Source organism: Williamsia sp. SKLECPSW1, from assembly GCF_054332755.1.
On record NZ_JBTGLI010000001.1, the window covers coordinates 897,314 to 912,765 of the forward strand.

Here is a 15,452-nt window from a genome sequence, read left to right on the forward strand (position 1 = left end):
GCTCCGGAAGTATCCGGAGCGTCCTCGAACATGTGGAGCGTCTGGCCCGGCGACTCCCTGTATGTGGAGCGGGGACCCTACGAGTGGAGCGTTCGCCGGGCGACGCCACCAGAAGCGGAGCGTCAGGCGACGCGATGTCCTGGATAGGCGTGCACGAGCGCCGACGAGACCCCGGGGACGTGGTCGACGAGTTCGCGTTCGGCGCGGTGCGCGGTGGCGTGGGCGTCCTTCAGCGGTGCCGACTCGTCGACGTCGACCTCGATCTCGGCGTGCATCCGGTGGCCGATCCAGCGCATGCGCACGCCGGCCACCCCGAGCACGCCCGGCACCGCACCGACGACCCGCTCGGCCTCACCGACCACCGCGGGATCGACCGCGTCCATCAGCCGCCGCAGCACGTCCCGACCGGCCGTCCACAGCACACCGGCGATCGCGACGGTGATGACCAACCCGACGATCGGGTCCACGATCGGCGCACCGAGCGCCGTGCCCGCCGCCCCGCCGAGCACCGCCAGCGACGTGAACCCGTCGGTGCGCGCATGCTGACCGTCGGCGACGAGCGCGGCCGAGCCGATCGCCCGACCAACCCGGATCCGGTACTGCGCGACGAGCTCGTTGCCGACGAACCCGATCGCCCCGGCCGCGGCGACCCACGGCAGGTGCGTCGGCGACAGGGGGTCGACGAGGCGCCGGACGGCCTCGTACCCGGCGAGCACGGCGCTGGCCGCGATCATGACGATCACCACCAGACCGGCGAGGTCCTCCGCGCGTCCGAAACCGTAGGTGTAGCGACGGGTCGGTGAGCGGCGGCCGACGAGGAACGCCAGCGCGAGCGGGATCGCGGTGAACGCGTCCGAGAAGTTGTGGATCGTGTCGGCCAGCAGCGCCACCGATCCCGACAGCAGGGTCACGACCAGCTGAACCAGCGCGGTCGCGAACAGGACGGCGAAGCTGATCCCGACGGCCCTGATGCCTCGCACACTTCCCTCGACGGCGTCGTCGATGCGGTCGGCGGCGTCGTGGCTGTGTGGGGTCAGCGCGTGCGGGACGAACCGCCACACCCCCTGCGCGCGGTGATGGTCGTACCCGTCGTGCGCATGGTGATGGTCGTGGTCGTCGTGCGCATGGTGATGGTCGTGCGCGTGGTCGCTCATCGCCCCGACACGTCCCGGATCGGCTCGACGACCCCGGGCAGCTCGGCGTGCGCGTCGGCACGGTGATGTCCGGGGACACCGGGCCCGGCATGCTCGGCGTTGAAGACCGCGTCGACGACCATCTGCTGCACGTGATCGTTCTCCAGTCGGTAGAAGACGGTCGTGCCCTCCTTGCGGGTGCGGACCAGCCGCGCCATCCGCAGCTTCGCGAGGTGTTGGCTCACCGACGGCGCCGGTTTGCCCACCTTCTCGGCGAGCTCGGTGACCGAACACTCGCGGTCGACGAGGGCCCACAGCACCTGGACGCGAGTGGCGTCGGAGAGCATCCGGAAGACCTCGACGATCAGGGCGACCTGGTCGTCGGCGAGGGTTCGGCGGCAGACCTTCTTATCTGCATGCATACGCAGATAGTAGCGAACGGTCCCCGTACCGCCGACGGATCAGACCTCCGGGCCGCCGGGATTGCAGCGCGCCGCGATCATCTGCTGCTGGTCGACGACCGGCCGCCAGGGTTCGAGGTTCCAGCTGGGCTTGTCCGGCTCGACGAGCCGGGCGAAGGTCCAGTGACAGTCGAACTGCGCCTGCATGCCGGGCGTCCCCGCGGTCGGGTCGTCGGCGAGGACCTCCCGCCAGGCCTCTGCCGCGTCGCCGTCGCCCTGGGCGCGTCGGCCCGACGACGTCGGGTACACCTGCAGGCTGCGGCCCGACGGGGTGTCCACCCAGACGACGCGATCGATGTACGGCGGCGCGGCAGGCGACAGCGACGACGTGACGACGGCCGGCGGACCAGACGACGAGGACGGTGCGGACGCGGTCTCGCCTGCGCCCGGCGAACCGCACGCGGACACCGCGATCAGCACGAGGGCCCCGACCGCAGACGCCGACGCCCGTCGCGAGCAAGGTGTCGATCGGATGTCGATGTCCGCGCCTCTCCCCGGGATCTGCCAGCATGTTCGCCATGCCCACTCGGCCTGCCGTCGACCATACGCAGCCTGGTCCCGCCGCCCCCGAGGACGACGGCCGCACCGTCCGGCCCGGCGACTGTGTCGACGGTGGTTGCTACGTCGACGTCGGGGGCCACCCGATCTGGCACTTCGACTCCGGCGACGGCAGCCCCGTCGTCCTGCTCCACGGCGCGTTCGCCGGGGCGTCGTCGTTCGGTGCGCAGATCCCCGAACTGCTGAAGTCCGGGTGGCGGGTGCTGGCTCCGGAACGCGCCGGGCACGCCCACTCCCCCGACGACGCGCGACCGTTCCACTACTCACGCATGGCCGACGACACCATCACCTACCTCGACACCGTGCTCGGCGCACCGTCACGACTGGTCGGCTGGAGCGACGGCGCGGTCGTCGCGCTGCTCGTCGCTCGGCGACGCCCCGACCTGGTCGACCGGATGGTGCTCGTCGGTCAGTACTTCAACAGCGACGGCAAGGTCGCCGACGGGATCACCGACTCGCTGCTCGTCGGTTCGGAGACGATGCGGTTCCTGTCGGCCGAGTACGACGCGGTGAGCCCCGACGGTCCGGACCACTTCCCCGAGATCCATCGCAAGACCATGGAGATGATCACGTCGGAACCCGAGATCGACCTCACCACGCTCGCCGAGGTCGAGACGCCGACGCTGGTGATCCAGGGTGATCGCGACGAGGTCACCGTCGCGCACACGCTCGACGTGGTCGACGCGCTGGGCGACGCGCGGGCAGCGGTGTTGCCGGGTACGCACCTGCTGCCGCTGGAGTCACCCGACGTCTTCAACCCGCTGATGCTGTCCTTCCTCGCCGGAGATCCCCCCGCCGAGTGGGACCTCTGAGTACGAGCGGTACCCGGCCCACGCCTCGCGACGCTGCGCCTTCGGATCGAACTCGACGCGCAGCGGGTCGTCGATGATCCGTACCGCCCGCGTCTGCGTGTCGTAGCGCGGCCAGCCGGACCGCGGCGCACCCGTCGCCGCGAACGATCCCCAGTCGGCCTGCACGGCCTCGGTGACGCGTCGCGCACCGTGCTTGTCACCGGCCGCGGTGAACAGCCTCCCCCACGGTGAGGTGAGGAGACCGAACACGGCCATCAGCTCCATCGCGTGGGTCGGCCCGAAGCCGGCCCAGTCGAGGATGCGGGTCGAGTAGTCGTAGCGGTACATGTACGTCGGCGCGTGTCGGCTGTGACCGTCCGCGATCGCCACCGAGGGCGCCCAGAAGATCATGTCGCCCATGATCTTCCGGCACGCGGCGGGTTCCGGGAAGCCGGGATAGGCGGCGAGGATCGCATCCCGGACCTCGGGACGGGCCCCCTCCAGCGACCGGCGTACCGCGCCGGGCGACGTCGGCAACACCGGGAACACCTTGGCGAAGAGGTTGGCCTCGACGCGGTTCGTCCCGATGATCAGCGGGACCGGGTGGGTGCGCCCGTCGGCCGCGGCGTCGATGGGGTCCTGTGGCAGGAGCACGCCGTCGATCGTCGGGCCGAACGGCTGCGCGCCCGGGACGAGCTTGCCTGCCTTGCGCGCGAGACGATCTCCGGCGCGACCGAGTTCACCCGGTGTCGCGGTGTGCAGGGCGGCGACCGGGTCGTCGTGGGTCTCGCCCAGGATGTCGACGTAGGTCTCGGCGAACGTCGTCGCCCACTCCTGCGGGAGTGTGAGCGCGGGTGCCGAGCTCTGCGCGATCGCGCGGGCGAAGAGTCCCTCCGCCGACGGCGTCGCGAGCAGGGTGGTCACGGCGTTGCCGCCGGCGCTCTCCCCGAAGACGGTGACGTTGTCGGGGTCGCCGCCGAACCCGGCGATGTTGCGTTGCACCCACTGCAGCGCGGCGAGCTGGTCCCGCAGGCCGAGGTTGCCGTCGAACGGTCGCTGTTCGGTGGAGAACCCGGTGAGGTCCAGGTAGCCCAGCGCGCCGAGGCGGTAGTTGATGGACACGTAGACGACGCCGGTCGCCCGGACCAGCGAGTCGCCACGGTAGGTCTGTGACGAGCCGAGGATGTAGGCGCCGCCGTGGATGAAGACCATGACCGGCAGCGGACCGCTGCGGCGCGCCGGCGCGATGATGTTGAGGGTGAGGCAGTCCTCGCTGACGGGCTGGTGCTTGTTGATGCCGGTCGTCGTGTAGCGACGTGCCTGCGGTGCCGCGTTGCGGAAGCTGACGCAGCGACGGACGCCCCGCCAGCCGACCGGGGGTTGCGGCGCCCGGAAGCGCCGCTCCCCGATCGGCGGTGCGGCGTAGGGGATCCCGCGCCAGGAGTGCAGTCCGTCGTGCGCGACCCCGTCGACGACACCGTTCTCGGTGGTCACGAGCGTGTCAGCGTGTCCCATGGATCGACACTAGCCTGTGCTCATGGCCACTCCGCGGACCGATCTCAACGCCGATCTCGGCGAGGGGTACGGGGTGTGGCGCCTCGGCGACGACGAGGCGCTGCTGTCGGTGGTGACGTCGGCGAACGTCGCCTGCGGCTTCCACGCCGGTGACCCCGCGGGACTCCGACGGACCTGCGCCGCGGCGGTCGCCGCCGGGGTGCGGATCGGGGCGCAGGTCTCCTACCCCGACCGCGTCGGGTTCGGGCGACGTTTCGTCGACGCAGCGCCGGACGACCTCGCCGCCGACGTGATCTACCAGATCGGCGCGCTCGACGGCATCGCCCGGTCGGTGGGCGGTCGGGTCGACTACGTCAAACCGCATGGCGCGCTGTACAACACGATCGTCCACAAGGAAGACCAGGCGCGGGCCGTCGTCGCGGCGGTCGCTGCGGTCGACGCGACCCTGCCGCTGGTGACGCTGCCGGGCTCGGTCGCAGCGCGGTTCGCGCGCGAGGCCGGACTCCGCGTGATCGCCGAGGGCTTCGCCGATCGTGGTTATCGGTCCGACGGGTCACTCGCCCCGCGCGGCACCGAGGGAGCGGTGCTCACCGACACCGCCGAGATCTGTTCGCGCACAGTCCGTATGGTGACCGCCTGCGAGGTGGTCGCCGTCGACGGGACGGTCGTGTCGGTCGACGTCGACTCCATCTGCCTGCACGGTGACACCCCGGGCGCGATCGAGCACGCCCGCGCCGTCGCCTCGGCGCTGGCCGACGCCGGTGTCCGGCTCAGATCGTTCCTGCCGTGATATCTCAGACCAACTCACGTGGAGACACACCGTCTCCGGCGCATCGATAGCCGCCGCTGACCGCCACGACGGGACGATAGCGCTCTCTCGTCTTGCCGGGCTGAGCACGACCGAAGAGGGGGCGGCTCTACCCTTCCGGAAGGTCACATGTCGGGGATGCGCTGCGCACGCGCCCGACGCCGGACGGCCGAACCGACGACATCAGAACGCAATTATTGACATCGTCGGTCCGACCGACTGCAGAACGCTCATCGTCGGCATCTTCCCCCGCCGCGATCTTGGTGAGATGACCGCTCGGCGTCTGTCACCGAAGCGCACCCCGTCACACAGTGTGGGTGGTCACGCCGCATCCCGTGTCACGGAGCATGTGTACGGCTGCGCGTTCAGCGGTTGCCGAGCGGGATCGAACCATTACCCAGGTTGATGCAACCCGAGAACGTCTGGAAGTCGCCGGCGAAGCCCTGACCGCCGGTGCAGGTGGCGGCCGAGGTGCCGGTGACGGTGACGGTCGCGCCGGGGCCGGCGATGCCGATCGCGAGGCCCGGCTTCACTCCTGTCAGGTTCACGATCGCGCCCCGACCCGAGGCGATCGCCGCCGGTGCGGCGAAGTTCTGAGCCTGCGAGGTGGCCCTGCCACCACCGAGACCGATCGCCAGCGACAGGCCATTGGCCTTGGCGTCGGCCGACGCGGCACCCTTCGTGTCACCGATGCCGGCCGAGGTGCCGGTTGGTGACGACGTGGCCGAGCAGTTGTCGGTGACCGACGTCTGGTTCGGCAGGGCGGGGCAGGCGAGCGGCGCGGCGGACGCCGGGGCGGCGGCGAAGGCGATGCCGGCACCGGCGAGCAGGGTGAACGCTCCGGTGGTCGCGATACGACGAGAAGTGGACATCAGAATCCTTTGTTCGAAGGGGTTGCTCAATCAGTGTGCCGCACGCTGCGGCGGCACATCAAACGCGTTGCGGCACAACTTTATTACATTCTCCAGCATGGCGATGTGGTCATCGCATCACCGTTCTGGACATCAAGGAAGCTCGACGACGGGCGCGACTCTGTCTGACGCACACTTCCTTCCGATGGGCGCGCAAAGTCGACGTCTCCGGCCAAGCCTCCCGATGGCATACCCGAGTCAGGTCACGCCGTGTTTGCCTGGCCACCAGCTCGCAGGTCCGGCGAGGGTGGCGATTGCGGGTACGACGATGGTTCGGACGATGAAGGTGTCGAGGAGTAGTCCGACACCGATGATGAGGCCTACTTGGGTCATGATGGCGATCGAGCCGACCATGAGTCCGAACATGCTGGCCGCGAAGATGAGGCCGGCGGAGGTGATGACGGAGCCGGTGTTGGTGACGGTTCGTAGGACTCCGATGCGGATGCTGCGGTGGGATTCCTCGCGCAGCCTGGAGATCAGCAGCATGTTGTAGTCGGCGCCGACGGCGACGAGCACGATGAACGCGAGAAGCGGTACTGGCCATGCGATCTCGGTGTGAAGGATGTGTTGGAAGATCAGCACCCCGATGCCGAGTGCGGCGCCATAGTTGAGGATGACGGTTCCCAGCAGGTACAGCGGTGCGATGAGTGCTCGGAGGAGTGCGATCAGGATGACGCCGACGATGATGAGGGTGGCCAGGGCCAGGAGTCGGAAGTCGTGGCTGAGTAGGCGTTGCAGGTCGGCGTTGATGGCGGGGAATCCCGCGAGCGACACCGATGCGTTCTGTAGGGCGGTGTTGGGTTTCGCTGTCTGGGCCGCGGTGGTGATGGTGTTGGTGAGTTCGATCGCGTGGCTGCTGTATGGATCGGCGTCGCTCTGGATGGCGTAGCGCACTGTGCGTCCGTCTGGGGAGACGAATTGCGCGGCGACGTCGGAGAATTTCTGGTTGGCGAACGCGTCGGGCGGTAGGTAGAAGCCTGTGGCGGCGTCCGAGCCGCGGGTTTCGCGGGCGGTGGTCTGCAGTTGCGCGGCGAGCGTGGCCATCCCGGCGAGCTGTTGCAGGTTGCTGTCGACGAGTGCGGCCACTCCCCCGGCGATGGCGCGGGAGCCGGCGGCGAGTTGACTCACCCCATCCTGGAGCTGGGCGAGCTGAGCGGGGAGGTCGCGGGCGGTGACAGCACCCAGCGTGGTGTCGAGAGTGTCGACTGCGGTGGTGAGTTGCGTGGTGATGGTGGTGATGGGTGTGCCCAGGTTGCTCAGTTGACCGGAGAGTGCGCCGATTTGGGGGAGGAAGTCGGAGTCCCGCAGTGTGCTCAGGGTCCGGAGCTGCTGCTGGACGGCGGCGCACTGCGGGATCGGAGCGCACCAGGGAGCGTTGTCGAGTAAGGGCCGCGCGGCGCTCACGAGACTCAGAGCGTCGGATGCCTGCCGTGCTGCGGTGGCCAGTTGCGGTGCCTGCGCGGTGAGTTGGTCCAGTGCGGGTGCGGTTGTGCGGAGTTGGCCGAGCAGTGGCCGGTACTGCTGGATCTGTTGTCCTGCGGTCGTGGCCTGGTCGAGAATCCCTGACAGCGGTGTGAGGTTGGCGCGGATCTGGCTGTCGAGCGTGGCAAGTCCGGTTGCGAGTTGGTCGGCGCCGTCGCGGAGTTGGAACAGGTCGCCGGTGCGTGATCGGCCGTCACTGACTGCCGTGGCGAGTCGGTCACCGATCTGTCCGTTCTGCCAGGACAGCTGGGCTTGCTCGAGGCGGCTGCCGGTGGGTCGGGTGACGCCGACGACCCGGGTCACTCCCGGGACCTGCGCGACTCGTGATGCCAGGTCGTCGAGGTCAGCCAACCCTTTCGCGGTACGCATGTCGGTCGGGGACTGGATCACGAGGAATTCCGGGACGGTGGTGTTGGTCGGGAAGTGCCGGTCGAGCAGCGCGTAGCCCTCGTTGCTGTCGGTGGTGGCGGGTTGTCCGCTGCGGTCGTCGTAGGTGATGGTGATGCCCAACGCCACTGCGCCGAGGGCGAGTAGTGCGACCAGTGTCATTGCCAGCAGCGAGGCGGGGCGCCGCACGACGAGGACCGCGATGCGGTTCCAGTAGCGCCGTGTCAGGTCCGCGCGTGGTGCACCCCACCCGAGGTGGGAGGCGGCGTGCAGGACCGGCGGTAGCAGGGTGACCGTTGCGAGGAATCCGATGACGATCGCGATCGCACATGCCGGTCCGAGAGTCGAGAAGACGCTCAGTTTCCCGAACACCATTGCCAGAAACGCCAGGGCGACGGTTGCGGCGGAGGCGAGGATGACGCGCCCGATCGTGGCGGTGGCGTCGATGAGTGCCGGTGCGTGCTCGGCGCCCGACCGTAGTCGCTCGTGGTAGCGGCTGATGAAGAAGACCGTGTAGTCCACGCCGGCACCGAGCAGGATCACCGTCATGAACGCGACGGTGAACTGTGAGACGGGCATTCCGAGCTCGCCCAGCGCTGACACCACACCGCGCCCAACGCCGAGACTGATCCCGATCACCAGCAGGGGTACGAGTGCGGTGAACAGCGACCGGTAGACCACCAGCAGGATGAACGCGATCAGCAGAACCGTGGCCACGGTGATCACCACGAGGTCTTTCTCGGCCGTGACGATCTGATCGCTGAAGGTGGCCGTGGGCCCGGTGACGTGCACGGTGGTGCCGGTGCCGGAGAAGGAACGATCGGCGAGGTCGCGCACGGATTCCAGGGCGCGAGTGGCGGCAGGGCCGCCCAGCGTCCCGGTCAGCCCCACTGGCAGGTACCAGGCCGTCCCGTCGCGGCTCACCGCCTGTGACGCCGTCGTCGGATCCCCCACCAGGTCGCGGACGGAAGAGACATCGGCGGTGGCGCCACGAAGTTCCCGAACAAGCTCGTCGTAGCGTGCGCGCACCGTCGGGGTGAGGCCGCCACGGTTCTCCATGGCGATGAACACCGTTGTCTTGGCGCCTTTCTCACCGAACGCCGTGCCCATCCGGTCGAATGCCTGAAACGACGGCACCCCTGCAGGGATCGGGTCGACCGACTGCTGGCGCACGACCGTCTCCAGCTGCGGGAACGCCAGCGCCAACACCACACCCACCGCGAGCCACGCACCGACGACGACAACCTTGTGCGCCAGCGCGTACCGAGCCACCCGCGCAAGCGTGGCGCTGTATTCCGCGCGTTCCGACCGCGCGCCGGCCGATCGCCGTAAAGGGTGGTGCACCACCATCAACACCACTCCTGCCGGAAACGGAACTAGCTGGATCGGTACGCTACAGGATGTAGCGAAAACCGTGCGGCGATCGCTCGTCTTCGGACTGGGCGTGGATTGTTCGAGCGGTCAGGGCAGGCGGCGATGCGCCGTCAGGAAGTCGTCGACGATGCGGCGGCGGTCATCGGCGTCGACGGCCCGGATCCCGGTGAGTTTGGCGAAGATCAGTGGCCCGACGAGCTGGGTGATGGCCAGAGTGAGGTCGAAATCGTCGAGTTCGTCGACGGCACTGGCGCTGGTGAGTACTCGGTCGAACGGTTCGCGGTAGTGATCGACCACCCGCGCACGCAGTGGGGCAAGGGCGTTGCTCTGCTCGCCGGCCCGTTCAGGCACCATCGCCAACCACGCGACCGTGGTGACCTGTAGCGGTGCCTGTTCGATCACGGCCGCCTGACGGTCCATCAACCGGATCAGGTCCTCGCGCACCGAGCCCGACAGTTCGTGGCCATCGGCCTGGGGCAGCAAACGCTCGAAGGCGGCGGCCACCAGATCGGTGGTACTGCCGAAGTGCCGATAGAGGGTTGTGCGGGCAACCCGCGACACGCTGGTGACCGCCTCGACGGTCACAGCCTCCACTCCCCCGCTGCGCAGCAACACCGCCGTGGCGTCGAGTAGCCGGTTTCGGGACCGAACCCGCCGCGGATCGACGTCGTCGAGGCCATCGATGCTCACCGCCACCCGCGCTCTCCTCGCTGTTGGTCCACCACAGATGTGGCATTCTGCCAACGATACCGTCGGTAGCGGTCCGCTACCGGCACGAGCATCGATTCGAGGACTGTGATGTCAGCACCCGCCAGACTGCCCGCGCACTCCCCATCGTGCATGGGCTGCGGGCCGGACAATGCCAGCGGCCTGCAGCTCGAGGTCTACCGCGACGAGGACCGAGTTTTCGCCGATCACTCCTTCACCGAAAAGCATGCTGGTGGACCCGGCCTGGCGCACGGAGGGGCCATCTCGGCCGCGTGCGACGACATCATGGGATTCACGCTGTGGATCGCCGGCACCCCGGCCGTCACGCGCACGTTGACCGTCAAGTACCGCCGACCGGTGCCCCTGCACCTGCCAGTACGCCTCACGGCGTGGATCGACGAGGACGTCGATCACATCCTGCACATCGGGGCGAGCGGGACCGTGGAGGGCGAGACCTACTTCTCCGCCACCGGCGAGTTCGTGAAAGTCGACCTCACGCACTTCGCGCGCTACGCCGACACCTCCACGGTGGACACCTTTTTCGTTAATTTCCTCCGCGCGGACTGACCTGCTCAGGTGCCCGGCGCTGCCTGCTGATTCCCCGGTGCGCGGCGGAACTGAGTCGGGGAGCACCCGACCCACCGTGTAAACGCATGAGAGAAACTGGCGACGTCGGAGTACCCCAGTTCTGCGGCTATCTCGCCCACACCGATGCCAGGATCCAGCAGTCGCGCTGTCGCTCGTTCTTGAACAAACTGCTGCCGCAGGCGGCGCAGGGTGGTGCCCTCGGCGTGCAGGCGCCGCTTGAGTGTGCTCACCGATGTCGAGAGCTCCGCCGCGATACGAGTGCCGTCAGCGCGCGCAGGATCGGCGTCGAATTGTGCGCGGACCAGCTGCGTGTAGGAACTGGGCCTGCGCTGTTCGTAGACGCGTCGAAGCTCGGCGATACCGATCCGGTAGGCCACAGGGTCGGAGAAACGGCACACGTCGTGGAGCACAGCAGCCGGTATGTGCACGAACGCCGCAGGCGCGTCGAAAACGATCCGATGGCCGACCTCACCCACGACGATCGGGTCAGACGGCGCCTGGCACGTCAGATGAAGCTCCACGGAAGGGACGGCACCGGCGAGCATGTCCACCAACCGCAGGACAGCCAGACCACCGTAGGTAACGGCGAAACAATCGGTGCCGGCGCTGTCGGTGCGCCCGGCCAGAGCGATCGTCAGTCCAGACTCTCCGTGCTGGAACTCGGTGCTCAACGCGGTCGATATCAGGGGCAAGAACTGAAGCAGTTGAACAACTTCGACGACGGAACCCGCACTGACCAGCGGCAAACTCAGGGGACCGAACGAGGTCAGCTGGGCGTGCTCGGCGAACGCCACACCCAACCGGAACCCCTGCTGAGCGTCCATCGCCGGATACACCTCGTGAAACCACCGGACAGGTACCTGGCCCTGTCGCGCAATGACGGCCGCGAGATCGACGCCCTCGCGGGCCATGATGCGTCCGAACGCCCGCGTCTCCGCCGCGCCCAGGGCACCGCTGTCGACGAGCTGCGCGAACGCCAGCGGCGGCATCCCCAACTCGACAAGGCTCACATGAGCCAAATTAACAAGACATCGCGACGTCCGAGCCTGGATCAGGCACATCCGCCGCGCGCACACTCACTTCCACGACCCACGAATCAGGAGGTGGCCATGGCCACGATCACTTACGTGACCCACGACGGCGAGGACTACCCCGCGCCGGTGACCCCCGGCAGGTCACTGATGCAGATCGCAGTCGACGAGGCGATACCGGGCATCGATGGCGACTGCGGCGGTGAGGCGGCATGCGGAACGTGCCACGTCGTCGTCGACAGCGCGTGGATCGACACCGTCGGCCACAGCACAGACGTCGAAGAAGGCATGTTGAGCATGCATCCCGAGCGTGAAGCCAATTCGCGACTGGCCTGTCAGATGACCGCCAGCAACGAGTGGGACGGTCTGACCGTTCGCCTTCCCGAGTTCCAGTTGTGAACGGCTAGAGCGAAAGAGCAACGTCTATGAGCATCGCAACTGCCCTCGCCGACAAAGCGCAGTCCATGATCCCGATCGATCTACAGATCCGTGGCGCCCACGTCTATGACAAGACCCGCCGGATCGTCACTCGAACCGACGGCAAGAAGATCTTCACCGAGACCCCCATCCCGCCGGTCGAGGACGTCGAACTCACCGACATCGATCTGAGCAACCCATTTCTCTACCGACAGGGCATGTGGCGGTCCTACTTCGAGCGGGTGCGCAATGAGGCGCCCGTTCACTTCCAGCCCCGCAGTCCCTTCGGACCGTTCTGGTCGGTCACTCGACATGCCGACATCATCGCTGTCGACAAGAACCACGACGCGTTCTCCGCCGAACCGTTCATCATCATCGGTCGGCCGCCCCGATTCATGGACATCGCAATGTTCATCGCCATGGACCCGCCGCGGCACGACAAGCAGCGCGCCGCCGTCCAGGGAGTCGTCGCACCGAAGAACCTGCGCGAGATGGAGGGCCTCATCCGCTCCCGCGTCCGGGAGGTCCTCGACGAGCTACCGCTCGACGAACCGTTCGACTGGGTCCAGACCGTGTCGGTTGAACTGACCGCGCGGATGCTCGCGACGTTGCTCGACTACCCCTACGAGCAGCGCCACAAACTCGTCCAGTGGTCGGATCTGGCCACGTCGATGGAGCAGGCCAACGGCGGACCATCGGACAACGACAAGGTTTTTCGCGAGATGGTCGCGATGGCACAGGGCTTGAGTGCGTTGTGGCGAGACAAGGCCGCTCGGACCGCGGCAGGCGAAGAGCCCGGTTTCGACCTCATCACCATGCTGCAGAGCAACGATGACACCAACAACCTTCTCGACGACAGCCCCATGGAGTTCCTCGGGAACCTCGTGCTGCTGATCGTCGGCGGCAACGACACCACCCGCAACTCGATGAGCGGCGGAGTGCTGGCTCTCAACGAGTTTCCCGAGCAGTTCGAGAAACTCAAAGCCAACCCGGATCTGATCCCCAATGCCGTGTCGGAGATCATCCGGTGGCAAACCCCGCTGGCATACATGCGCCGGGTCGCCAAGAAGGACGTGATGCTCAACGGTCAGTTCATCCGCGCAGGCGACAAAGTCGTCATGTGGTACGCCTCCGGCAACCGCGACGAGCGGGTGTTTGACCGCCCGGACGAGCTCATCATCGATCGATCCAACGCACGCAACCACATCGCGTTCGGTTTCGGCGTGCACCGTTGCATGGGAAACCGACTGGCCGAATTGCAGTTACGCATTCTCTGGGAAGAACTCCTCGAGCGCTTCGACGACATCGAGGTGGTCGGTGATCCAGAGTACGTGCAGTCCAACTTCGTTCGCGGGATCAGCAAGATGATGGTCCGTCTGACCCCCAAGCAGGAGAAGTGACCGCTGATCGGGTCGTGATCGTCGGCGCCAGCCACGCCGGCGCACAGCTGGCGGCCAATCTGCGCAAAGAGAAGTGGGCTGGGGACATCCTGCTGATCGGCGACGAGGGCCGCCTGCCGTATCAGCGGCCACCGCTGTCCAAGGCATACCTGGCTGGCGGTTGCCATCTCGACGACGTCGCGATCCGCAGCCACCAGTTCTACGACAAGCAACGGATCCAACTCGTCGACGCAACCGTGACCTCGATCGACCGTGCAGAACGAACCGTCACTCTCGGCAACAACAACGCGGTGCCCTACTCCAAGTTGGCCCTGTGCACCGGCGCTCGAGCTCGCGCACTGCCGGTCCCCGGTGCCGACCTGCCGGGCGTGCACTATCTGCGCACCGCTACCGACGTCGAGGCCATCCGCGCCGCCGCGGTCCCGGGTTCGCGGGTCGTCATCGTCGGCGGCGGGTACATCGGCCTGGAGACAGCGGCCTCGCTTCGAACACTGGGTGTCGAGGTCACCGTCCTGGAGGCGGCAGGACGCGTACTCGAACGTGTCACGGCGCCCGTCGTGTCGGAATTCTTTGAGCGAATTCATCGCGAGAAAGGTGTTGAGGTACGGACCGACACAATCGTCGAAGGGTTCTGCGGCGACGAACGCGTCGCCGGCGTTGTCCTCGCCGGCGGAGAGACGCTGGCCGCTGAACTGGTCATCGTCGGCGTCGGCGTCATTCCGAACACGGAGCTCGCAGCAGCTGCGGGCATCGACGTCGACAACGGCATCCTCGTCGACGACCGCGCTCGTAGCAGCGACCCCGACATCCTCGCGGCCGGCGACTGCGTCAGCCACCCAATCGAGCGGTACGGCCGTCGCGCCCGTCTCGAATGTGTGGCAGCCGCCACCGAGCAGGCCAAGGTCGCGGCCGCCACCATCTGCGGCAACGACTCGGCTCTCTCGTCACTGCCGTGGTTCTGGTCCGACCAGTACGACTTGAAGCTGCAGATCGCCGGGCTGAACACCGGGTACGACGAGGTACTTCTCAGCGGTGATCCCGCCCACGACCGCGGCTTCACCTGTTACTACTTCCGCGACCGCGAACTGATCGCGGCTGACTGCATCAACCGGCCCCAGGACTTCATGACTGCCAAGCGCGCGATCGCGCAGCGCTCGTCGATCGACAGGGCCGAACTGATCGGAGCCACCTCGTGAACACCTCCCCCATGACCGCGAACAGGCCGGCAGCGGCGTTGGCGCGCTCGCGCTTTCTCGACATAGACCACGCCACCGTTCGGACCTTCACTCGCGAGGCTGTGGGCACCGCGGACACCGACCGGGACAAGGCCCGCCGACTGTTCGCCGCGGTGCGCGACGAGATCCGCTACGACCCGTACAGCGTCTCCGACGACCCGGAGCACTACCGGGCGAGCCACATCATCGAATCCGGACGTGGATACTGCGTCCCCAAGGCCGTCGTGCTCACCGCCGCATTCCGCGCCGCGCGTATCCCAGCGCGGCTCGGCTTCGCCGACGTCCGCAACCACCTACAAACGGGCACACTGCGTGAGCTGATGGGAACCGACGTCTTCGTTTATCACGGGTACAGCCACGTCTACATCGACGGCCGGTGGCTCAAGGCGACACCCGCGTTCAATTCGGAGCTGTGCGCACGGTTCGGAGTTGCCCCGATCGACTTCACCGGCGACAGCGACGCGTTGCTCCACGCTCACTCCGCGGACGGCTCCACACACATGGAGTACGTCCGCGAGAGAGGTGTGTTCGACGACCTGCCTCTCGACGACATCCTTGCGGCCCTCACAGAAGCCTACGGCCCTCTGATACTCGCGAGGCGTGCACTGCCGAAGGATGCATTTCATTCACGCCCCAACACAGGAGACTCGTGA

At 67.4% G+C, this 15,452-nt stretch carries 15 protein-coding genes; 7 read left to right on the plus strand and 8 right to left on the minus strand.

Translation table 11 applies throughout. The features are described from left to right. Positions 1-122: 122 nt before the first annotated feature. The 3 genes from ACXVUM_RS03990 to ACXVUM_RS04000 are packed head-to-tail and all read right to left on the minus strand — an operon-like array spanning position 123 to position 2,014. Positions 123-1,154, minus strand: coding sequence for a cation diffusion facilitator family transporter (locus tag ACXVUM_RS03990; RefSeq protein WP_253655380.1), 1,032 nt, complete (start codon positions 1,152-1,154; stop codon positions 123-125). Further along, complete coding sequence (locus ACXVUM_RS03995; RefSeq protein WP_253655379.1) at positions 1,151-1,555, minus strand: ArsR/SmtB family transcription factor; 405 nt, start codon at positions 1,553-1,555, stop codon at positions 1,151-1,153. The genes ACXVUM_RS03990 and ACXVUM_RS03995 overlap by 4 nt, the downstream gene beginning before the upstream one ends. 39 nt (positions 1,556-1,594) lie before the next feature. Beyond that, positions 1,595-2,014, minus strand: a complete 420-nt coding sequence (locus tag ACXVUM_RS04000) for a DUF2599 domain-containing protein (RefSeq protein ID WP_253655378.1) — start codon at positions 2,012-2,014, stop codon at positions 1,595-1,597. Between the two features lie 98 nt (positions 2,015-2,112). Here ACXVUM_RS04000 and ACXVUM_RS04005 point away from each other — a divergent pair, with 98 nt between their 5' ends. After that, positions 2,113-2,964 (plus strand): alpha/beta fold hydrolase, encoded by an 852-nt coding sequence (locus ACXVUM_RS04005; RefSeq protein ID WP_253655377.1) that lies wholly within the window; start codon positions 2,113-2,115, stop codon positions 2,962-2,964. Here ACXVUM_RS04005 and ACXVUM_RS04010 read toward each other — a convergent pair. Beyond that, positions 2,893-4,458, minus strand: a complete 1,566-nt coding sequence (locus ACXVUM_RS04010) for a carboxylesterase/lipase family protein (RefSeq protein ID WP_253655376.1) — start codon at positions 4,456-4,458, stop codon at positions 2,893-2,895. The two genes, ACXVUM_RS04005 and ACXVUM_RS04010, sit on opposite strands and share 72 nt — an antisense overlap. A gap of 22 nt (positions 4,459-4,480) precedes the next feature. On the opposite strand from ACXVUM_RS04010, the gene ACXVUM_RS04015 reads away from it, so the two are divergent. Next, the gene (locus tag ACXVUM_RS04015; protein WP_253655375.1) at positions 4,481-5,248 is read left to right on the plus strand and encodes a LamB/YcsF family protein; all 768 of its coding nucleotides are present in this window, start codon (positions 4,481-4,483) and stop codon (positions 5,246-5,248) included. 383 nt (positions 5,249-5,631) lie between these two features. On the opposite strand, the gene ACXVUM_RS04020 is transcribed toward ACXVUM_RS04015, so the two are convergent. The 3 genes from ACXVUM_RS04020 to ACXVUM_RS04030 form a co-directional block, all read right to left on the minus strand. Then, a complete protein-coding gene (locus tag ACXVUM_RS04020; protein WP_253655374.1) occupies positions 5,632-6,138 on the minus strand; it encodes a DUF6764 family protein in 507 nt (168 codons plus the stop codon). Between the two features lie 237 nt (positions 6,139-6,375). Then, entirely contained in the window at positions 6,376-9,396 is a 3,021-nt protein-coding gene (locus tag ACXVUM_RS04025; RefSeq protein ID WP_253655373.1) for an MMPL/RND family transporter, read from the minus strand. A gap of 111 nt (positions 9,397-9,507) precedes the next feature. Continuing rightward, positions 9,508-10,116: a TetR/AcrR family transcriptional regulator gene (locus ACXVUM_RS04030; protein ID WP_372505037.1), complete on the minus strand. Its 609-nt coding sequence runs from the start codon at positions 10,114-10,116 to the stop codon at positions 9,508-9,510. Positions 10,117-10,218: 102 nt separating this feature from the next. Here ACXVUM_RS04030 and ACXVUM_RS04035 point away from each other — a divergent pair, with 102 nt between their 5' ends. Further along, on the plus strand, positions 10,219-10,695 hold the full coding sequence (locus tag ACXVUM_RS04035; RefSeq protein ID WP_253655372.1) for a PaaI family thioesterase: 477 nt from the start codon (positions 10,219-10,221) through the stop codon (positions 10,693-10,695). Positions 10,696-10,700: 5 nt separating this feature from the next. On the opposite strand, the gene ACXVUM_RS04040 is transcribed toward ACXVUM_RS04035, so the two are convergent. After that, complete coding sequence (locus ACXVUM_RS04040; RefSeq protein WP_253655371.1) at positions 10,701-11,726, minus strand: AraC family transcriptional regulator; 1,026 nt, start codon at positions 11,724-11,726, stop codon at positions 10,701-10,703. A 99-nt stretch (positions 11,727-11,825) separates the two neighbouring features. Between ACXVUM_RS04040 and ACXVUM_RS04045 the strand changes: the two genes are divergently transcribed. Genes ACXVUM_RS04045 through ACXVUM_RS04060 form a run of 4 tightly spaced genes read left to right on the plus strand, consistent with a single transcriptional unit; the run spans position 11,826 to position 15,452 of the window. Beyond that, the gene (locus tag ACXVUM_RS04045) at positions 11,826-12,146 is read left to right on the plus strand and encodes a 2Fe-2S iron-sulfur cluster-binding protein (protein WP_253655370.1); all 321 of its coding nucleotides are present in this window, start codon (positions 11,826-11,828) and stop codon (positions 12,144-12,146) included. Between the two features lie 26 nt (positions 12,147-12,172). Next, positions 12,173-13,564 carry a cytochrome P450 gene (locus tag ACXVUM_RS04050; RefSeq protein ID WP_253655369.1) on the plus strand — a complete coding sequence of 464 codons (1,392 nt, stop codon included), beginning with the start codon at positions 12,173-12,175 and terminating at the stop codon, positions 13,562-13,564. Next, positions 13,561-14,760: an NAD(P)/FAD-dependent oxidoreductase gene (locus ACXVUM_RS04055; protein ID WP_253655368.1), complete on the plus strand. Its 1,200-nt coding sequence runs from the start codon at positions 13,561-13,563 to the stop codon at positions 14,758-14,760. The genes ACXVUM_RS04050 and ACXVUM_RS04055 overlap by 4 nt, the downstream gene beginning before the upstream one ends. Next, positions 14,757-15,452, plus strand: a complete 696-nt coding sequence (locus ACXVUM_RS04060) for a transglutaminase-like domain-containing protein (protein WP_253655367.1) — start codon at positions 14,757-14,759, stop codon at positions 15,450-15,452. The genes ACXVUM_RS04055 and ACXVUM_RS04060 overlap by 4 nt, the downstream gene beginning before the upstream one ends.